Annotated in this window: 18 protein-coding genes and 2 pseudogenes; 13 read left to right on the forward strand and 7 right to left on the reverse strand. The window is 69.4% G+C overall.

The window, feature by feature from the left end; all coding sequences use genetic code 11:
• The first annotated feature begins 8 nt into the window (after nt 1-8).
• Nucleotides 9-722 carry a TetR/AcrR family transcriptional regulator gene (locus ACWD6R_RS05035; protein ID WP_451817436.1) on the forward strand — a complete coding sequence of 238 codons (714 nt, stop codon included), beginning with the start codon at nt 9-11 and terminating at the stop codon, nt 720-722.
• A gap of 124 nt (nt 723-846) precedes the next feature.
• On the opposite strand, the pseudogene ACWD6R_RS05040 reads toward ACWD6R_RS05035, so the two are convergent.
• The 4 genes and pseudogenes from ACWD6R_RS05040 to ACWD6R_RS05055 all read right to left on the reverse strand — a co-directional run.
• Nucleotides 847-1,449, reverse strand: a pseudogene (locus tag ACWD6R_RS05040) (serine/threonine-protein kinase); the annotation flags it as partial.
• Nucleotides 1,450-1,464: 15 nt separating this feature from the next.
• The gene (locus ACWD6R_RS05045; RefSeq protein ID WP_451817437.1) at nt 1,465-2,769 is read right to left on the reverse strand and encodes a hypothetical protein; all 1,305 of its coding nucleotides are present in this window, start codon (nt 2,767-2,769) and stop codon (nt 1,465-1,467) included.
• Entirely contained in the window at nt 2,762-3,118 is a 357-nt protein-coding gene (locus ACWD6R_RS05050) for a hypothetical protein (RefSeq protein WP_451817438.1), read from the reverse strand. The genes ACWD6R_RS05045 and ACWD6R_RS05050 overlap by 8 nt, the downstream gene beginning before the upstream one ends.
• 1,145 nt (nt 3,119-4,263) lie before the next feature.
• Nucleotides 4,264-4,686: an Hsp20/alpha crystallin family protein gene (locus tag ACWD6R_RS05055; protein ID WP_451817439.1), complete on the reverse strand. Its 423-nt coding sequence runs from the start codon at nt 4,684-4,686 to the stop codon at nt 4,264-4,266.
• Nucleotides 4,687-4,966: 280 nt separating this feature from the next.
• Here ACWD6R_RS05055 and ACWD6R_RS05060 point away from each other — a divergent pair, with 280 nt between their 5' ends.
• The 3 genes from ACWD6R_RS05060 (at nt 4,967) to ACWD6R_RS05070 (ending at nt 7,598) form a co-directional block, all read left to right on the forward strand.
• Complete coding sequence (locus tag ACWD6R_RS05060; protein ID WP_451817440.1) at nt 4,967-5,815, forward strand: universal stress protein; 849 nt, start codon at nt 4,967-4,969, stop codon at nt 5,813-5,815.
• Between the two features lie 40 nt (nt 5,816-5,855).
• Nucleotides 5,856-6,161 (forward strand): hypothetical protein, encoded by a 306-nt coding sequence (locus tag ACWD6R_RS05065; RefSeq protein ID WP_451817441.1) that lies wholly within the window; start codon nt 5,856-5,858, stop codon nt 6,159-6,161.
• A 390-nt stretch (nt 6,162-6,551) separates the two neighbouring features.
• Nucleotides 6,552-7,598, forward strand: a complete 1,047-nt coding sequence (locus ACWD6R_RS05070; protein ID WP_451817442.1) for a M4 family metallopeptidase — start codon at nt 6,552-6,554, stop codon at nt 7,596-7,598.
• A gap of 333 nt (nt 7,599-7,931) precedes the next feature.
• On the opposite strand, the gene ACWD6R_RS05075 is transcribed toward ACWD6R_RS05070, so the two are convergent.
• A complete protein-coding gene (locus ACWD6R_RS05075; protein ID WP_451817470.1) occupies nt 7,932-8,099 on the reverse strand; it encodes a hypothetical protein in 168 nt (55 codons plus the stop codon).
• A gap of 336 nt (nt 8,100-8,435) precedes the next feature.
• On the opposite strand from ACWD6R_RS05075, the gene ACWD6R_RS05080 reads away from it, so the two are divergent.
• The 3 genes and pseudogenes from ACWD6R_RS05080 (at nt 8,436) to ACWD6R_RS05090 (ending at nt 11,163) form a co-directional block, all read left to right on the forward strand.
• Entirely contained in the window at nt 8,436-9,767 is a 1,332-nt protein-coding gene (locus ACWD6R_RS05080) for a serine hydrolase domain-containing protein (RefSeq protein WP_451817443.1), read from the forward strand.
• Between the two features lie 207 nt (nt 9,768-9,974).
• Nucleotides 9,975-10,085 (forward strand): annotated as a pseudogene (locus ACWD6R_RS05085) (ISAzo13-like element transposase-related protein); the annotation flags it as partial.
• A gap of 583 nt (nt 10,086-10,668) precedes the next feature.
• Nucleotides 10,669-11,163, forward strand: a complete 495-nt coding sequence (locus tag ACWD6R_RS05090; RefSeq protein WP_451817466.1) for a lamin tail domain-containing protein — start codon at nt 10,669-10,671, stop codon at nt 11,161-11,163.
• A 230-nt stretch (nt 11,164-11,393) separates the two neighbouring features.
• Here the strand turns inward: ACWD6R_RS05090 and ACWD6R_RS05095 are convergent, their stop codons facing one another.
• Together ACWD6R_RS05095 and ACWD6R_RS05100 are read right to left on the reverse strand one after the other, a co-directional pair.
• Complete coding sequence (locus ACWD6R_RS05095; protein WP_451817444.1) at nt 11,394-12,239, reverse strand: pentapeptide repeat-containing protein; 846 nt, start codon at nt 12,237-12,239, stop codon at nt 11,394-11,396.
• Nucleotides 12,240-12,354: 115 nt separating this feature from the next.
• Nucleotides 12,355-12,501: a hypothetical protein gene (locus ACWD6R_RS05100; RefSeq protein WP_451817471.1), complete on the reverse strand. Its 147-nt coding sequence runs from the start codon at nt 12,499-12,501 to the stop codon at nt 12,355-12,357.
• Here ACWD6R_RS05100 and ACWD6R_RS05105 point away from each other — a divergent pair.
• The 6 genes from ACWD6R_RS05105 to ACWD6R_RS05130 all read left to right on the forward strand — a co-directional run bounded on the left by ACWD6R_RS05105 (nt 12,494) and on the right by ACWD6R_RS05130 (nt 18,466).
• Entirely contained in the window at nt 12,494-13,648 is a 1,155-nt protein-coding gene (locus tag ACWD6R_RS05105) for an ABC transporter substrate-binding protein (RefSeq protein ID WP_451817445.1), read from the forward strand. The genes ACWD6R_RS05100 and ACWD6R_RS05105 overlap by 8 nt on opposite strands.
• Nucleotides 13,645-14,604 carry an ABC transporter permease gene (locus tag ACWD6R_RS05110; protein ID WP_451817446.1) on the forward strand — a complete coding sequence of 320 codons (960 nt, stop codon included), beginning with the start codon at nt 13,645-13,647 and terminating at the stop codon, nt 14,602-14,604. Before ACWD6R_RS05105 ends, ACWD6R_RS05110 begins: the two co-directional genes overlap by 4 nt.
• Complete coding sequence (locus ACWD6R_RS05115; RefSeq protein WP_451817447.1) at nt 14,601-15,455, forward strand: ABC transporter permease; 855 nt, start codon at nt 14,601-14,603, stop codon at nt 15,453-15,455. Before ACWD6R_RS05110 ends, ACWD6R_RS05115 begins: the two co-directional genes overlap by 4 nt.
• Nucleotides 15,452-16,429, forward strand: a complete 978-nt coding sequence (locus tag ACWD6R_RS05120) for an ABC transporter ATP-binding protein (RefSeq protein ID WP_451817448.1) — start codon at nt 15,452-15,454, stop codon at nt 16,427-16,429. Before ACWD6R_RS05115 ends, ACWD6R_RS05120 begins: the two co-directional genes overlap by 4 nt.
• A complete protein-coding gene (locus ACWD6R_RS05125) occupies nt 16,422-17,219 on the forward strand; it encodes an ABC transporter ATP-binding protein (RefSeq protein ID WP_451817449.1) in 798 nt (265 codons plus the stop codon). The genes ACWD6R_RS05120 and ACWD6R_RS05125 overlap by 8 nt, the downstream gene beginning before the upstream one ends.
• A gap of 161 nt (nt 17,220-17,380) precedes the next feature.
• Complete coding sequence (locus ACWD6R_RS05130; RefSeq protein WP_451817467.1) at nt 17,381-18,466, forward strand: agmatine deiminase family protein; 1,086 nt, start codon at nt 17,381-17,383, stop codon at nt 18,464-18,466.
• Nucleotides 18,467-18,571 lie beyond the last annotated feature (105 nt).

The following is an 18,571-nucleotide window of genomic DNA, read 5'->3' on the forward strand; positions in this document are numbered from 1 at the left end:
AGGCGGCGGTGGCGAAAGCGGTGGTGCCCGAGGAGAAACGGCGGCGCCGCCGTCCCACCAGGAGCGGCACCGTGCTGTCCGAGCAACTGATCGTCGAGACCGCCCTGCGGATGCTGTGTGAGCACGGCAGCGCGGGACTCACCGCCCGCCGTCTCGGCCTGGCCCTGGACGCCGACCCCAGCACCCTCTACCGGTACTTCCGCGGCATGGACGATCTGACCCTCGCCATCGGCGACGCCCTCATCGGGCAGGCCCTGCAAGGCTGGCGGCCCACGGGGGAGTGGCGGTCGGATCTGCGCGGCCTCGGGTTGCGCATCCACGCCGTGTATGTCGGGCATCCGCAGGCGGCACTGCTGACCGCGAACCGGGTCACCGGCCGGGCCCACGAGCTGGCGGCCGACGAGGCCATCCTTGACGTACTCCGCACGGCGGGGTTCCCGCTGCCGGACACGGTACGGATCTACCAGGCCTTCATCGACCAGACCCTGGCCTTCGCCGCGCTCGACGCCGCCTCGCTGGCCCTGCCACGCGAAAGCCTCAGCGCCGACGAGGACATGTGGCGTTCGACGTACGCCCGCCTGCCGCGCACCACACACCCCCGGATCGCCGAGGCGGCGCCCCTCCTGGCGACCCGCATGGTCGACAGCGCCTATCCCACGGCCCTGGAGATGCTGCTGGACGGCGCCGCAGCGCAGTGGGAGGCACTGCGCTCCCGGCGATAGAGGACCGTCCGGGGTCGTTGCGGGGCGGACTCGTCCGTTGACGCCGGCGCCGTTGCAGTTGGGGCAGGCGCCCTCGGAGTTGGCGCTGAACAGCCACCCGGTAGAGCACCGCGTGCGGTTCCCCGTCCGCGAAGGCGGCACCGCCCGTCGCTGCGAATACGACGGTCTGTTCCAGTGCGAACACATCGGCCGAAGCAGCGGCCTCTCCGCCGAGCACCAGCTCCGGCGCCATATAGGCGACCGTGCCGAGGGGCGTACCGCTCTGCGTCACCGACGTGGTATCCGCAGCCCGCGCGTTACCGAAGTCGATGACGCGTGGCCCGTCCGAGGCGAGCAGCACGTTCGACGGCTTGAGGTCACGGTGCACGATGCTCTCGCGGTGCACTGCCTGCAGCGCCTCCGCGACACCGGCGATCAGTCGCAGCACGGTGTCGACGGACAGTGGCCCGTGGTCACGCACCGCATCGGCGAGGGACGGCCCCGGCACATAGGCGGTGGCACACCATGGCATGGAGCCCTCGGTGTCGCTGTCCACGACCGGAGCCGTACAGAGCCCGTGTACTCGGCTCGCCGCCGCCACCTCGGCCCGGAACCGCTTCCGGAACTCGGCGCTCTCGGCCAGCTCCGGACGGATCACCTTGACCGCGACGGCCCGCCCGCCGGGCGTGTGGGAGAGATAGACCCGCCCCATGCCGCCGGACCCGAGCTCACAGCGTAGACCGGGCAGTTGCGGCCGTTTCGCTCACGTGTCCGTGCCCGCGCCACCGACCAGGGCGGCCAAGTGGTCCCGGTCCTGTGGGTTGTTGAGGTTCACGGTCTCGTACTGGTGCCGCGGCCACAGAGGACGGCCCTCGATCCAAGGGACGACAGTGGGGCCGCTGTCCTGCCAGCCGTGCAGGTCCGCGGCACCGGCCGGCGGCGGCATCCCGTGCGTGGGGTGCTTGGGTGTACCCGGCGGGTTGACCTCCATGAACGCTTCCGGTGGGTCGTCCGGGCCTCCGTGCGCGGGAAAGAGCACCAGGACGAACCCGTCGTCGGGGCCGGGCAGCAGGACATAGCGTTTGGGGACGGGAACGGGCGCTCGGGCAGCGAGCGCGAGGGCCTTGACCGCGGGTATCCCGTCGAGCATGCGGCGGCCGAACCGGAGAGCGTTGAATGCGGACAGGGCCGCGAACATCAGCGGCACCGAGATGACCGGATCCCTGCCGAGCAGCCACCAGGTCACCGTCATCCCGATCGCGAAAGCCGCGTTGAGCACGGTCGGCCAGAGCTGGGATATCTCCAGCAGTGAGCGTACGCGCCACCAGGGCGCGACCCGGATGTCGGCCTCATGGTGCGGGCCGACGCCCTCTTCCTCCGCAGTCGCCTGTCGGTAGGCCGCTTCCGCCATGGTCCCGTAAGTCAGGTCCGGTTCCTGGGGGCGGTCGAGTTCATCGCTCAGGGCAGTCTGCGGCTGCACCGGCGTCGCTCTGTGGAAGAGTCCTTGTTGTTCAGCGATCTTCAATTCGTTGCGACGGGTGCGGTCGGTGTGGATGGGGCGTGCCCACAGCAGGTGTGCGCCGCCCGGCTGGGCGAGGACTCCGCCGGCCCGCGCGTCGCCGCACCACCACAGCACACCGTTGCGACCGGGGCTGGCCAGGTGATAACGCTGTGGCACGGTGCGTACCGACAACAGCACGAGACCGTCGCCGACAGGGTCCCGCAGCACCACTCGCGGAGCGCCCTGACGGGTCGGGATAGTCACGGCGGCGCATGCGATCCAGGGACGGCTCGTGAGCGCGCGCCGCATGTGGCGGCAGTTGATGAGCGCCACCATGCCCACGACCACGGCGACCGGACCGCCTCCGACGCAGGCGACGGCGACGGCGCTCACCCAGCCGATACCGGCCTCGTCGGCGGCCGGCCCGACGGACAGCCCGACGATCACGGCCGCGAGCCCGGCCCAGACCCATCCGCGGGCGCGACGGCGACGTTCGGCGAGTCCTTCGGCGGTGGCGTCCATCTCGACAGCGGTGGTCGTGTGCGTCACCGGGAGCAGCTCAGGCATCTGTCTCTCCCCTGCTTCGCGCGTCATCGACCGCCCGGCGCCGCATCTCGCGCCGGTGGAATCGCTCACCGAGCTGTGATCCGCCGATGAGTCCGGCCGCGAACAGCAACAGGCCGACCTGCACGACGGTGGCGAGGAACCTGAAGTCTTCGGTGCCCAGACCGCTCAAGTGCAGCAGTGGAGCGACCATGCCACCGGCCCAGATGACCAGCAGTGCGACCCCGCGGACGCGAATGCCCCATGGACTGGTCGAATGGCGGACCCACTGGGGCGCCCAGCCTCGCAATGAGGCGGCGGCCAAGGGCAGCGTGAACGCCGACCAGACGACCAGCCAGAGCCACGTGAACACGGCTTGTACTCCATCTCTGTGAAGCCGCCGAGCGGCGGGAGGTTCCCTGGTTACTGCTGCTTCGGGCCGTCGTACGCCAGAGGTGGCTCCTCGAGCACTCCGTCGAAGGCGAGAGACAGGATGGGAAGCGCGACCCCCGTGATGCCGACCCCCAGAAACCAGGTCATGTGCGCTCACCGCCCCTCTCCCCGCTCGCGCCCTGTCGGCGAACGGATGTTGACACGCGAGCGCCGGGCATGACATTGCCTTGGTCCGGCAATCTTTACACTCCTTTTATGCCGCGCTTCTACAGCCCGAGGCTTTCGGCACCTCGGGCGGCGAGCCGAAGTCCTCGCCCAGCTGCGGATGGTGCGGAAAGAACGGCAGGGGAATCCTCCCGGAGCGCGCACAGAACGCCGGGTCGGCAACAGGCGCGCGCGGGCTCCCATCACTGCGCGAACACCGACCCGCATCAGCACGTGCTGGGCCACGGTCCGTGACAACGGGTGCTCTTCCTCGGAGCCCTGGTCATTGTTCGTGACAGCGCTCCGGGCTCGGCCCATGGGAGCGTGCTCTTCCTGCCCCTGCCGACGGCGCAGCTCGGGCGGTCCTGGGCCTGCGTACCCCTCTGCCGACCCGGGACAGCCTCTATTCCTGCCGCTGTCCGTGCTGACATCGGCGGGCCTCGCCTCGGAGGGCCTTCATGTGCCGTTCCTGCGCTCGGTGCTCGGGACGGAGCCACGGGGCTGGACGCAGGCCACATGGCGGCCGCGGCCGACCGTGGGCGAGGAAACGTGTGATGAAGGGGTGGCGTCTCACCGGGGGAGCCGACGCGCCAGGAGACCGGCCTGCCGGAAGCGAGCGCCGGAGCATACGGGCTGCCAGGCCGAGGGAGGGCCGGATGGGCTTGGTTCGGCGCTGATGGCCCGACTGCACGTGTGACCGCGGCGAGGGCCCGGCGGCCGGGCTGCCTGCAAGCGGTTCTGGGTCACAAACCATCGCCTGCCGACGGCGGGCCTCCCGCCATCGACGCTCCCGGCCATGGACTCGGCGACGGCCGCGACCGTGTGGGAGGACGTGTTGCGGCGGGTCCCACGGCCGGGCCCGACGTGGGCCGCCCGGACGGACGGCAGCGCATGTCCGTCCGGGCGACCACCAGGTGCGGGTCACGTGGCGTGCTTGATTTCGATGTGCTTCGCCTCCGCCTTCTCCTCGCCGAGGCCGACGCTGACGGTCAGCATGCCGTCGATGTATTCGGCACGGACGTCGTTCTCGTCCGCGCTCTTGGGCAGGGTGACACTGCGGGTCAGGGATCCGTAGCGGAGCTCGCTGCGATGCTTGTCCACCTCGCGCTCGGTGCGCTCGGCCCTGATGGTGAGGTTGCCGTCCTCGACCGTGACGTCCAGATCCTTGACCTCGATGCCCGGGAGTTCCGCTCGAATGACGTAGCGGTCGTCCTCGGTGAACTCCTCGATCCTCATGGTGTACAGATCGGCCATCGCCGGCATGGTGAATCGGGTGGGGAAGGCCTCGAACCAGTCCGGCAGATCCGGGAACGGGAACTTCTGCTTGCGTGCGATTACAGCCATGCCCAGACCTCCTCGGTCCTGCGGTTACGACATGTCCAGTCCACCGCGCCACGCTCCCGAACGCAGGGGCCGAACAGTCCGCAACGGGGGTCCGAAGGTCCCTGGAGCTCGCCCTTGCCCTGGGGAACAGCTCTCTGAACGGGGGCCGCTCGGCCCTCCGCCTCGTCGTTCATGTGCGTACCGTGCAGGTATGAGCTGCGGCCGCAGCCCACGGCTGCTGCCCCGCGCACGCAGACAGGTGGAGGAAGCCATGACAGCTGCCAGTGAACCACTCCCGATCATGCTCGGCGTCGACGCCGTGGAGCCGGCCGATGCGGCCCTGGCTTGGGCCACCGACGAAGCCGCCCGCCGTGGGGTGCGCCTGCATCTGGTCCACGCCGTGTTGCCTGTGACCCATCGCGTACGCGGCGTCGAGGAGACGGCACACCACAAGGCCTTGCGCCAGCTGGGCGACGAGGCGCTCGACAAGGCGACGGCTCGTGCCCATGAGCGCCAGCCGGGTCTTGAGGTGACGACCTTCATCACGGATGGCAATCCGGCCCAGGTCCTGGTACGGAGGTCCGCGCACGCGCGGCTGGTGGTCCTCGGCTCGCGTCGGCTGGGCCGGCTGGGGGAGGTGCTCAGTGCTGTCTCGACGACGGTTCCGGTCAGTGCTCACGCTGTCTGTCCGGTGGCCGTGGTGCCGGAAGCCGGGCGTACTGAGGAGGAGCCGCCGTACCTGGTGGTCGGGGTGGACGCCAGCCGGTCGGCCGATGCCGCGCTGGATCACGCCTTGGAGGCCGCTGTCTCGCAAGGCGCCTCCGTGCGTGCGGTGTGGGTGTGGCAGCGGCGGCTGCCAGGGCTTTTCGATGAGGACGCTGCGCTTGAGGCGTGCCACAGGCAGCTGCATGAAGCAACCGCGGGGCGGTCAAGTGCCTACCGCGATGTTCCCCTGAGCCACGCGGTGCTGCGGGGGCATCCTGTCGAGGTGTTGGCGGAGGCTTCCGAGCATGCGCTCGCTGTGATCGTCGGCCGCCGTGGCCGGGAAGGTTTCACCGGTATGCGACTGGGCTCCGTCCCGCATGGGCTGCTGCACAGGGCAGCCTGCCCCGTGATCACTGTGCCCCCGCCGGCCGGCGAAGGGATCTGAGACCGGGAGACCGGACCGAAGCGCATACCGCACCGGCCGATTGTGCGAGCCTCTCGCCCAGCGACTGCGCACGGACGGAACGGCGCGTGGTGAGCCGCTGCCCGGTCGCCGCAAGCACGCCTGCACGAGCCCGGTCATCGCCCGACCAGGCCACGAGGGCGACGGCGTCTACGCGACGAGGGCCCGCCTCGGCAGCGAGAAGCGCCTCGACCGGGAGTCCGACGACGAAAACGGGCGGTACACGATCTCTGCCGATCAGACCGACCAGCAGAAGCCCGACTCCATGCCTGAGGCCGACCTGACAACGTTCTACCCGGCCTGCGACGCCGGCGACGGCACCAGGTGACGAGCGCCCGCCATCCGCGGCCCGGTGCCGGGCCGCAGCCGTCCAGGTGTCGCCGGACCGCCACAGCCGCTCCGCGTCAGCCGGGCCAGTGGAGTACGGCGCCGACCGTGGGCCGCAGACCCGCCCTGAGCGCCGCGCTGGGTTACCGGTGCACCGCACCCAACGACGCGGATCTCGCGGCGCCGAGTGGCGTTCCACGGCGACCTGACGCCCACCGTCCCGGCACACGAACAGAGCGTCACCGCACGGTGGGGCTCTCGCCGCTGTGAGTCGCAAACGCGTTCAAGGCCTGGCCAAAGAAGGGCCCGTGCGCAAGGATCACGCTCGCACCACGCCATCCCCCGCTCTTCGACACACCTCCGCACCACATCCCAGCACGGGAGGATGTACATGACTCGCCGCACACCCCGCGGCCTGATCGCCGCGGCCACCGCCACCGTGGCCCTGCTCGCTCCGGCCGGAGCGGCCTCGGCCTCGGGCGCAGTCCCCGCCCCGGCCGAACCACAGGCCCGGGTATTCATGGTCAACCCCGTCCAGTCCTCGGGTGACCAGTCGTTCTCCGATGCCAAGGACTCGGCCGACGCCGTCCCCGCCTCGAGCTATGCCTCTGCCGCGTTGCGTAATCTCGACGGCAGTGGCGGACTCTCCGGACGGTGGGCCTACATCAGGTCGGACACCGGCGCCTCCGCAAAGACCGCCGACGCCGGCACGTACACCCGGCACGACGACCAGTTCGAGCAGGTCATGGCCTATTTTTGGGTCAATGAGGCACAGGAGTACCTGCAGGGCCTCGGCTTTGGCAGCGAACTGCCCGGCGCCAACAACCGTGCGCAGCCCATCCGTATCAACCAGTGGGGTGCGGACAATTCCTTCTTCACCGACAAGAAGGCCGAGATCCGCTTCGGCAAGGGCGGCGTGGACGATGCCGAGGACGCCGAGGTGATCGTTCACGAGTACGGACACGCGGTGCACAACGCCCAGGTGCCCGGCTTCGGCACCTCCCCGGAGGCCGGGGCGATCGGTGAGGCCTTCGGCGACTACCTGGCAGTCGAGGTCGGCGCCCATGCGGACGCCCGGTACGGCTGGCCCCTCAAGGCCGACCTGGCGTGCGTCGCCGACTGGGACTCGGTCGCCTACAGCGTCGCCCCGCACTGTCTGCGCCGGATCGACGGGAACAAGGTGTACGGGGACCGGGTGGGCGAGGTGCACGCGGACGGCGAGATCTGGTCCCGCGCACTCCTGGACATCCGGGGGGCGCTCGGCGCCAGGGTGGCCGACCGCATCATCGTCAACGCTCAGTTCGGCTTCGCGCCCGACACCAGCTTCGAGGACGCCGCGTTGACGACGATTGCGACGGCGCAAAGCATGTACGGCAAGAGCGCGGCGGACGCGGTCCGTGCCGCGTTCAAGGCCCGCGAGATCCCTGGCATCCAGTAGGCAGAGTGACGGCGGTCGCCCCCTTCCCAGGGCGGCCCTCAGCGTGGTCTCGCGTCGGCCTTGAGTCCGTTGCGAGACCATGAACCGCCCGGATCAATCACCGAACGCTGCTACGGCAGATGTGGCGAGTGCGGGCCGGCGCCCGGGGATTGCATCATGGCGACAGCCTTTCTGACGGGGCGCCGTCCCTTGGTTCGGGGGGCGCCCCGTAGACGGAGAGGCCTGTGCTCCCACGCAGCGGTGGCAGGGATTCGGGCGGCCGTACGCGTGATCGGCACCGGTGAGCCGCATCTGCGCCACTCGCGGGCCGACGGCCAGTCGGTCGGGCATGGATCAGCCCTCCCCTACCCCGGCAGCCCTCGCCACCAGCTTGATCCCGCCGTGCCCGATCGTCCGGGCCTCCGCACCCATCACCAACCGTCGCTGACGCTCATTCAAGTGCGGGAACAGCGCACCGAACTTCGCTGCCAACGACGCCTCAAGCCCCTCCACCGTGCTCATACCACAATGATGGCCTCAAGAACGCGAAGCGATGAGTTACTTCTCTGCAAGCCCTAAGTGGTCTGGTTCGGAAGTCCTTCGGGGGTTGACGCGGAGGGCATGAGTTCCTGGACCACATCGGCGAACCTACGACCGCACCGGTATCCTGCCGCAGTTGCGCCCCGCCTCTCCAAGGACGAACTGGACCACCTCAGGGGGCGGACCTCAGTGACATAGAAGTTCAAGCCACGGCCACTTCTGGCGGTGCGTCGACTCCGGGGCTTCCCTGCCGACGACCGTTCGGAGGCGGAGCACTATCGTTCGACCGACGAAGAATCCGATCGGGAGGTCGACCTCATGTTGGACGGGCTGGGTGGGCTGGACGAGTTCTGTACGAGGGCGCTGGCCGAACATAGCTGCGCGTCGGTCTCCGTCGCAGTGGCCGAACGCGATGAGCTCGTGCTCACTCGGGCCTACGGCCAGGCCAGCGTCGCCGACCAGCAGCCGGCCACTCCGGAGACGGTCTACGGGCTGGCCTCCATCACCAAGGCCTTCACCGCCACAGCCGTCTGCCTGGTCGCCGACGAGGGTCTGCTGGACCTCGACACCCCGATCCCCGGCAGCTTCCAGTGGACCGCACCGACACCACGCCAGCTACTCCAACACCGTGGTGGGTTCCCGGCGTTCTACAACTTCCACTACGACACCGGCCCGCTGCCGATCGACATCAACCGCTACCGCACGCTCGTCCGCGAGCCGGGTACCGACTTCGAGTACTCCAACGTCGGCTACCGCGAGCTGGGCAGCCTGCTGGAGGCCGCGACCGGCCAGAGCCTGGGCGACTACCTGCGCGAGCGGATCACCGAGCCGCTGGGCTTGACCAGCTTCGGGTACGGGCCGGCCTATACCGGGACGGCCCCCGTCGCCCAGCGCTACTCCGTCGACGGCCGCACGTACGCCACCTGCTTCAGCGGTCACCCCGCTGCGGGGGCCGGCTGGGCGACCGCCGGCGACGTCGCGCGCTTCGCCCGGACCTCCTCTCAACTGCTCAAGCCCGCCACGATCGCGGCCATGTACGGCGCCGTGCCGATCAACGAGCATCTCGGCTACGGGCTCGGCCGCATCGTCTCGCGCGGCGCCGGACCGGTGATCCGCAGCCACGGCGGTGGCATGGGTGGCGTCGCCGCGATGATGATCGAGATCCCCGAGCGTGAAATCTCGGTCGCCGTCCTGGCCAACTCCACCAACAAGGCCGCCCGCGACGCCATCGTTGACCATCTCGTGGCCATCCTGGCGCCCGGCTTCTCCAACGACCAGCTCAACCCGATCACCGAGCAGACCCGCCCGATGGCACTGGCGCAGGGCGAGTGGGCCGGAGAGATCAGCACCGCGGAGGGGGACATCCCGCTGTGGATCAGGATCCTGGCGAACAGTCAGGTAGAGATTCAGCTGGCCGACGGCCCGCCCGTCACCGCGCCGGCCATCGCCTCCCAGCGCTCGGACCTGCGCGTGAGCGCCCCGATGCAACTACCCACCGCCGACGCTCGGCTCAATAGCCCCAGCTTCGGTCTCGAACTACGTGCCGAGCGAGACCGGTTGGCCGGCCGGGCCATAGCGTTCAAGGACGGCGACCGGGATGGCTGGCTGGGTGCCTACCTGGTCCACCCCTGCGTGCTGCGGCCCCGCTGACGCCGGGGCGAGGCCGGTCCGACCAAGACCACCAGCGGGCAAAGGGCTTGCAGAGAAGTAACCCATCGCTTCGCGTTCTTGAGGCCATCATTGTGGTATGAGTACGGTGGAGGGGCTTGAGGCGTCGTTGGCAGCGAAGTTCGGTTCGCTGTTCCCGCACTTGAATGAGCGTCAGCGACGGTTGGTGATGCGTGCGGAGGCCCGGACGCGACCACCACCCGCACCGGCCTGCACGTGGACGCTCACCTGGACACCGGCTCCTACCCGACCGGGGTCCAGGTCAGCGACGCGCATCTGGCAGCCCTGCCGATCAGCCGGCTGTCTCCACCACTGCCTCACTACCCGCACCGAATACGACGAGACCGCCGCGTTCCCGCCATCCGAGAAGCCTGAACTCACAGCTGCCGCTTGACAGATCAACCGCATCGGATGTCTTCCTCGCCGTCCGGGCCACCGACACCGAAAAGGAGGCCGTAGACACGGTTCCGCCGGCCTCGTCCCGCTCACCGTGGCGAAAATCCGGCGACTCCTGGCAGCTCTCCAGCCCCCGCCAGGACCGCCTCGCAACCCCCTCACCCACGCACTGACCTGGTTCGCCCGGAGGCGACACCACCAAGCCACCGCACGCCGCAGCCACTACCGAAGACGCAGGTCAGGAGATGAAACACCGCTGCGGACTGTCGTCGCGCCGTGGTGCGCGGTGGAGGTCCGCATGTCGACCGACTGCCCGGCGTCGACCCGTGTGCGTCGCCGTCAATTCACCAGATGCGCCGCGCACTTGAGTGGTTCCGGGCGTGTGCCGCACGGCTGCCTTCACATATCCATCATGCTTTCTACATCTCTTCATCACGGATTGTGTATGCTCCAGGCGCTCCATCCGCACCACTGGGGGGACTTCCTCATGCGCATACGCCATGCCATATCCACTGTCGCCGCTGCCGGAACCATCGCGGTTGTTGCCGTCGCCCCGGCACAGGCAGCCGAGTACTCGTCGGCGCTGAAGATCAAGGGTGTCCAGTACGACGCGCCGGGCTCGGACTCCAACAGGTGCTCCACCGGGAACACCAAGGACGAGTACCTGACGATCAAGAACTACGCGTCGACGGCGACCGTCAATCTCAAGGGCTACGTCGTCAAGGATGCCGCGGGCAACCGCTTCACCTTCTCGACCAGCCACTACCTCGAGCCCGGCGACTACATAAAGCTGCGGGGAGGCCACGGCACCGACTCCGACGCCAAGAACGTCGTCTACCGCCAGAACTGCAACTTCATCTGGAACAACGACAAGGACACCATCTACCTGTACAAGCCGTCAGGCAGCCGGGCGGACGTCCACGCCTACACCAAGAGCGGCTCCGACCCCGACCGCAACGGCTACATCAACTACCACGGCTGACGCACCGTCACTGCATATCGCAGGGAACGGCGGCAGAGGGTGAGTGCTCTGCCGCCGGCTCGCCGGCGGGACCTCCCGCTGTCATCCGGCGCTTCGGTCAGTGGCCGCCGGCGCTCTCCTCGCGGACAGCCGTGTGATCCTGCGGAACAGGTCACCGGGAAGTGGCGGACCCTTGGCCGGGGGCGGCGCAGGCATCGTGGCGACCGCGGTCGTCGTGGCCCCGCCGCGGGCTACCAGTGCGCGGGACGGGTGAGGGCGGCAGGCAGCTTGGTGGCCGAGTCGCCCTTGGCCGAGTTGAGCTGGGCCTGGGTGAGGAAGATGCTCCCGGTGAGGTCGGCGCCGCTCAGGTCGGCGCCGCGCAAGTCCGCCCCGATCAGGTCGGCCATGCGCAGGTCGGCCTTCTTGAGGTCGGCCCCGATGAGGCAGGCCCCGCGGAGACTGGCCCCCTGCAGGCGGGCGCCGCCCAGCCCGGCCCCGATCAGCTGGGCTCCCCGGTGGTTCTTCTTGCGGCCGGGCACCGCGGCCCGCACCAGGTCACTGGTCCGCAGCAGCAGAGCGTTCACATCGTCGCGCAGCGCCGCCACGTCAAGGGCCGTGAGCGATGCGGCGTCCCCCCGGGTGAGGCCGTCGACGCGCTTCAGGGCACGGCGCAGGTCCGGGTGGACGGGGCGGGCCGGCGCGAGATCGAGGGCCTCGGTGACGTACCAGAGCAGTTCGTGGAGCTGCCGCATCACCGGCAGGACCTCGAACATCGGGCGGGCAGTCTCCGGCGCCTGCCGCCAGTCCGTTCCACCGAAGGTGACCTGCGAGACCTTCTGGCCCGCACCGAAGCAGTCGAACACGGTGCAGCCCTGGAAGCCCTTCTCCCGCAGACGTGTGTGGATGCCGCAGCGGAAGTCCGTCTGAAGGTTCGCGCACGGCTGCCCGGCGTCCTTGTCCACCGCGAAGTCCGCGGAACGGGCGAAGGGCAGCGCGACACAGCACAGCCCGAAGCAGCTCGCGCAGTCGGCCTGCAGATCGTTGCGGCCGCTGCCGTCGGACGGGGCCGCGTGCTTCTGGGACAACTGCGTGCTCACTCTCCTGTGACGAGACGAGCATGGCGGTCCGCCGCGCTCCGACGCGAGCGTCCATTCTCGCAGACGGCGCGCGCCTGCCGTCCGCGGGAGCACGGCCCCGGGAGCGGCGGCGGGCTCAGTCCGCGTAGACCGGTGGCCGGCGCTCCCTCCAGGAGACGGCCTGCTCCAGCTGGGCGGCCACCTGGAGCAGCAGATCCTCCCGGCTCTGCCCCAGCGGCAGGCTGATCGCGGGGACCGGTGGGCGACGTCGCGTCGTGGCCACAGCCGCCCCGTACGGCGGGGCGTGGGATCAGAAAGCCGACTCCCAGTTCCCCCAGTACATGGCGACCGCCGCGGGCGTGGTGGCCTCCAAGGCCGGTGTCGAGGCAGCGGGCAGGAACTACGGCACATCCGGCGGCCTCGCCTGCACCGGTCCGTTCGAGCTGGGCACCTGGAGCAAGGGCCAGTCGATCGAACTGGATCGCTTCGACGGCTACTGGGGTACCAAGGCCAAGTCCGGCAAAGCAGTGTTCCGCTTCCTGACCGCCCCCTCCGCCCGTACCAACGCCCTGCTCAGCGGGGAAGCCGACGGCGGATATCTGATCCCCACCGAGAGCTACGCCCGGCTGCGCAACAGCGGCGCGGGCACCCTGTACTTCGGCGAGGGCCTCAGCACCGTCAACGTCAACATCACCGACATGCAGGGCCCGCTCGGCGACATCCGCGTACGCCGCGCACTGTCCCTGGCCCTCGACCGGTCCGGGTTCGTCAAGGCCGGCCTCGGCGGCGCCGGCACCGTCACCAACTCGCTCACCACCCGTGCCGCCTGGGCGGAATCCTCGGAACAGACCAGGAAGGCCGCTTTCGACGGCCTGCCGCCGGCCACCCAGGACATCGAGAAGGCCAAGGCGCTGATCAAGGAGGCCGGCGCCACCGGCAAGACCCTGACCGTCGCCACCAGCTCCATCGGCCAGGACGTCTCCCTCCTGGCCACCGCGGTCCAGGCAGCCGGCACCCGGATCGGCCTGAGAATCCAGCTCAAGACCATCGCACCGAACGCGTTCACCGCGCTGTTCACCGATCCCAAGGCGCGCGAGGGCATCGACATGTTCCCGCTCACCTACTACGACTCGATCACCGACCCGCTGGACCTGCTGACGAACTTCAAGACCGGTGCCTACCTGAACTTCGCCGGCTTCAGCGACAAGACGTACGACGAGCTGGTCGACCGGGCCACCACCGTCTACCACCCGGACCGGCGGCTGCAGGTGGAGGCCGAGCTCCAGAAGCACGCCGCCGAGCAGCTGCTGTGGATTCCGGTCGCAGAGTGGCCCACAGCGGTGTTCCTCAACAAGAGGATCACAGGCGCTCCCACGACCATCTCGTACATGTACTACCCGTGGGCCGCCGATGTGGGGGCCGCGACGTGAACTTCGTCAGATTTGCGATGCGGCGGATGGCGGAGATGGCCGCCACTCTGCTCGGTGCGTCGTTCGTGGTCTTCGGTGCGATGTACCTTGCGCCGGGCAGCCCGGCGAGTTTCCTGCTGTCGGGCCGCCCGGCCTCGCCGGAGGCGCTCGCCGCGATCAACGCCCAGTACCACCTGGACGACCCGTTCGTCATCCGGTACCTCCAGTGGCTCGGCGACGTGATGCATGGCGACTTCGGGCGCTCGATCACCTACCGCACCGACGTGTCCCGCCTCCTGGCCGACCGCCTTCCCACCACCCTGCTGCTGATCGCGATGGCGCTGGTCGTGGTCGTGGTCGTCGGCCTACTGCTCGGCCGGCTCGCCGCCGTGCGCGGCGGCGCCACCGACTCCGCGATTCTGGTCACCACTACGCTCGCCGTCGGCACCCCGTCATTCGTCGCGGCCGTCCTGCTCCAGGGCCTGTTCGCCGTCGGCCTCGGCTGGTTCCCGAGCAGTGGCGCGGGCGAGGGCTTCGGTGACATGGTCTGGCACCTGACTCTCCCGGCAATCGCGCTCGCGCTCTACCTGATCGGCATGCTCGCCCGGGTCACCCGCTCCGCCATGCTCGAAGCCCTCGGAAGTGAGCACGTCACCGTGGCTCGCAGCCGCGGTGTCCCCGAACGCCAGGTGATCAGCCGTCATGTGTTCCGCAACTCGATGGGCACCGTCCTGACCACCGGCGGACTGATCGTCTCGACGCTCCTGGTCTGCACGATCCTGGTGGAGAGTGCCTTCAGCATCGGCGGCATCGGCCAGCTCCTCGAACTGTCCACCACCACCAAGGACTTCCCCACCGTCCAGGCCATCTCCCTGATCATCGTCGCCCTGTTCATGATCGTGAACCTCATCGTCGACCTGCTGCTGCCCCTGGTCGACCCGCGGATCACCCTCGGATCGAGGAGGTCCTCCGCATGACCGCCGTCCTCACCCGCCGGCCCGGCCTCTCCAGGATCCGCTCCGCCCGGTCACCGCTCTACCTGATCTGCCTGGGCTTCGCCGCCCTCGTCGTCGCAGCTGCGTTGCTCGCCCCCTGGGCGGTGCCCTACGACCCCAACAACATCGACCTGGGCAACGCACTCGCCGGACCCTCCGCCGGGCATCCCCTCGGCGTGGACGCAGCCGGCCGTGACACCCTCTCCCGTCTGCTTCTCGGAGCCCGCACCTCGCTGCTGGGCCCTCTCGGGGTAGTCGCGTTCTCCACCGTCGCGGGCGTGGCCATCGGTACGGCCGCGGCCTGGAAAGGCGGGTGGATCGACTCCGCCCTCTCCCGCAGCACGGAACTGGTCTTCGCCTTCCCCGGAATGCTGCTGGCCATTCTGATCATCTCCGTCTACGGCGAGGGGCTGCTCGCCCCGGTCATCGCGCTGGCCATCGCCTACCTCCCCTACGTCAGCCGCCTGACCCGCTCCCTGGTCCTGGCCGAACGCGAACGCCCTTACGTCAGTGCCTATCAGGTCCAGGGCCATGCGCCGATTCAGATCTGCCTGCGCCACATCCTGCCCAACATCGCGCCCGTCGCCCTCGCCCAGTCCACCATCAACTTCGGCTACGCCCTCATGGACCTCGCCGGCCTCTCCTTCCTCGGACTCGGCGTGCCCGCGCTCACCCCCGACTGGGGCCGCATGGTCTTCGACGGACAGACCGCCATCCAGTACGGCTACCCGCTGTCCGCGATCCTGCCCTCTGTCCTCATCGTGCTGAACGTGGTCGCCTTCAACGTGGTCGGCGAACGCTGGGCCGACCGCGTCGCCAGGAGAGAGCGATGAACACACTCGACATCCAGGGGCTGCGGATCACCCTGCCCGGCACCGCCCGCCCGGTCCTCGACGGTGTCGACCTCACCGTCGCCGCCGGCGAGACCGTCGCCCTCGTCGGTGAGTCCGGCTCCGGGAAGACCCTCACCTCCCGCAGCGCACTACGCCTGCTACCGCCCGGCGCCACCGCCGAGGGCGCCGTCCGCGTCAACGGCCATGACGTGCTCACCATGCATACCGATCAGCTGCGCGCCCTGCGCACCGGCACAGTGGCCATGATCTTCCAGGATCCGCGCGCCGCCATCAACCCGCTGCGCCGCATCGGTGACTTCCTCACCGAAAGCGTCCGCCGCACCCGGATCATGAACCGGACGGACGCGACCGCCCGGGCCACCGAGCTGCTCCGGGCGGTCGGGCTGGACGCCTCCGCCCTGCACAAGTACCCCAGCCAGGTCTCCGGCGGCATGCTGCAGCGCGTCATGATCGCAGCCGCCCTCATGGGTGACCCCGCCCTCCTGCTCGCCGATGAGCCCACCACCGCCCTGGACGTCACCACGCAGGCCGAGGTCGTGGCCCTCCTCGCCGAACTCCGCGAACGCTTCGGCACCGGACTGCTGTTCGTCACCCACGATCTCGACCTCGCCGCCGCCATCAGTGACCGCGTCTACGTCATGTACGCAGGGCGGATCGCCGAGAGCGGCCCCGCGGAAAACCTCTTCACGCACCCGCGCCACCCCTATACGGCGGCCTTGCTCGCCTCCACGCCCCGTCTCACGACTCCCGGCGGCAGACTCGCCGCCATCGACGGCCAGCCCCCCGACCTGCGCACGGTTCTGACCGGCTGCTCCTTCGCCGCCCGCTGCCCGCTCGCCACCGAGGTCTGCGGCCAGCAGGCCCCCGTACCCCAGCCCGTCCCGGGGCAGCCCGGACACCAGGCCGCCTGCCACCACAGCGACCGGCTCGACAGGAGCGCCGTCGATGTCTGAGCACGAACTGCAGGCCGTGGACCTGAGACGCACCTTCGGAACAGTACGCGCCGTGGACGGTGTTTCCTTCACCCTGCCGGTGGGCGGTTCCCTCGGCATCGTCGGCGAATCCGGCTCCGGCAAGACCACCACCGCCCGGATCGTCGTGGGCCTGGAGCAAGCCGACGCCGGTGAGGTCCTCGTACGGGGCCGATCCCGGCCCCGTGGCGCACGGGGCCGCGCACAGCGTCTCGCCCGTGCCCGCGAGGTCCAGATGGTCTTCCAGGACCCCTACCTCTCCCTCGATCCGAGGACGAGCGTCGAGGCGGTCCTGCGCGAGACCCTGCGCCTGCACTTCCCCGACATGAACCACGCCCGGCGTGTGCGCGAACTCCTCGACCAGGTGGGCCTCGGAACACGCGCCGCCGACGCGCTGCCCCGGCAGCTGTCGGGCGGCCAGCGCCAGCGCGTGGCCATCGCGCGGGCCCTCGCCGTGGAGCCAGCCGTTCTCGTCCTGGACGAAGCGGTTGCCGCACTCGACGTGTCGGTGCAGGCACAGATCCTCAACCTGCTGGCCGACATCCGGCAACAGACGTCGATCGGCTACCTGTTCATCACACACGACCTCGGCGTGGTCCGATGTGTCACCGACGACGTCATCGTCATGCGCCACGGCAGTGTCGTTGAGGCAGGCGCCACTGCCGAGGTGCTCGCCGCGCCCCAGCACCCCTACACCCGGCTCCTCCTTGAGTCCGTGCCCCATCCCGGCTGGGACCCGGAACGGATCGCAGCAGCCCGACGGGCCCTGTGACAGACCGTCACCGGATCGGCCACGTAAGGCTTTCCACCCAACTCCGGAGACTCCGCGAACAGTCGCAACAGGAGGCACTAGTGAACGATCACGCAGCGGGCCGACCCTCCGGATCGGGCCCGGGCAGGCGCAGTTTCCTGGCAGCCGCAGGACTGACCGCAATGGGAGCGGCCCTGGCGGCGGCAGCCCAGGGACGGGCTGGGGCCGCGTCCCGACCGAGACGGACCACAGCCCCGGCAGACTCCTTCATCGTCCCGGTCGAGGACGTCCGCCACACTCGCACCTGGATGGCCTGGCCGGACAGCACCGCCATCTGGGGTCGCGCGCTCAGCGGAGTCCAGGCGGACATCGCACTGATCGCCCGGACCATCGCCACATACGAACCCGTCATCATGTGCGCCAACTCCGCGAGCGCCGCCAGGGCGCAGTCGATGTCCGGATCCTCGGTCACGGTCATCAGCTCCATCCCGGTCGATGACTGCTGGATGCGTGACACGGGCCCGGTTTTCCGCACCGACGGCGCCGGCGGCCTGGACGCGATCGGCCTGAACTTCAACGGTTGGGGCAACAAGCAGAACCACGCCAGGGACGCACTCGTCGCCGAGCGGATCGCCACCTACGTCGGTGTACCGTTCACCCACGCCGATCTGGTCGGCGAGGGCGGTGCTGTCGAACAGGACGGCACCGGCACCCTCATGGCGACCCGCAGCAGCCTGATCAACCGCAACCGCAACCCCGGAATGTCGCAGAGCCGGCTCGAGACCGCGATGTGCGCAGCGTACGGCGCCTCCAAGGTCATCTGGTTCGACGGCGTCTACGGTCAGGACATCACGGACGACCACGTCGACGCCACGTCGCGCTTCCTCTCCCCCGGGGAAGCACTTGTCCAGATGCCGCCGGCGTCCGACAACGACGCCTATGCCCGGGACGCGCGTCAGCAGTACCACATCCTGCGCGAATCGACGACAGCCACCGACCGGCCGATGGACGTGATGCAGCTCCAGGGCCCGGACTACAACAAGATCCGCTCCACCAACCGGGACTTCCTCGCCTCCTACGCCAACTTCTACCTGTGCAACGGCGCTGTCATCTGCGCCCACTTCGGTGACACCCAGGCAGACGCCGCAGCGAAGGCGACCCTGGCCCGGCTTTACCCCGACCGAGTCATCGAACAGCTCAACATCGACCGCCTCGGCACCGGAGGCGGCGGCATCCACTGCGTCACGCAGCAACAACCTGTCCCATAACCGTCAGAAACGACAGGCGCGCCCCGGGGCCGGACTCGAACCGGCACGGGGCGCTGCCCTCTCACCGGCCCCTGGCATGGCGCTCGCCAGTCAGGGGGCAGGCGG

This window comes from Streptomyces sp. NPDC005151, assembly GCF_053599875.1.

What these genes read in the sequence shown, in the direction of transcription:
- ACWD6R_RS05090 (WP_451817466.1), top strand. Translation starts at nt 10,669, where the DNA reads ATGCGCATACGCCATGCCATATCCACTGTCGCCGCTGCCGGAACCATC.
- ACWD6R_RS05075 (WP_451817470.1), bottom strand. Translation starts at nt 8,099, where the DNA reads ATGAGCACGGTGGAGGGGCTTGAGGCGTCGTTGGCAGCGAAGTTCGGT.
- ACWD6R_RS05130 (WP_451817467.1), top strand. Translation starts at nt 17,381, where the DNA reads ATGGGAGCGGCCCTGGCGGCGGCAGCCCAGGGACGGGCTGGGGCCGCG.
- ACWD6R_RS05060 (WP_451817440.1), top strand. Translation starts at nt 4,967, where the DNA reads ATGCTCGGCGTCGACGCCGTGGAGCCGGCCGATGCGGCCCTGGCTTGG.
- ACWD6R_RS05120 (WP_451817448.1), top strand. Translation starts at nt 15,452, where the DNA reads ATGAACACACTCGACATCCAGGGGCTGCGGATCACCCTGCCCGGCACC.
- ACWD6R_RS05125 (WP_451817449.1), top strand. Translation starts at nt 16,422, where the DNA reads ATGTCTGAGCACGAACTGCAGGCCGTGGACCTGAGACGCACCTTCGGA.
- ACWD6R_RS05045 (WP_451817437.1), bottom strand. Translation starts at nt 2,769, where the DNA reads ATGCCTGAGCTGCTCCCGGTGACGCACACGACCACCGCTGTCGAGATG.
- ACWD6R_RS05080 (WP_451817443.1), top strand. Translation starts at nt 8,436, where the DNA reads ATGTTGGACGGGCTGGGTGGGCTGGACGAGTTCTGTACGAGGGCGCTG.
- ACWD6R_RS05055 (WP_451817439.1), bottom strand. Translation starts at nt 4,686, where the DNA reads ATGGCTGTAATCGCACGCAAGCAGAAGTTCCCGTTCCCGGATCTGCCG.
- ACWD6R_RS05070 (WP_451817442.1), top strand. Translation starts at nt 6,552, where the DNA reads ATGACTCGCCGCACACCCCGCGGCCTGATCGCCGCGGCCACCGCCACC.
- ACWD6R_RS05115 (WP_451817447.1), top strand. Translation starts at nt 14,601, where the DNA reads ATGACCGCCGTCCTCACCCGCCGGCCCGGCCTCTCCAGGATCCGCTCC.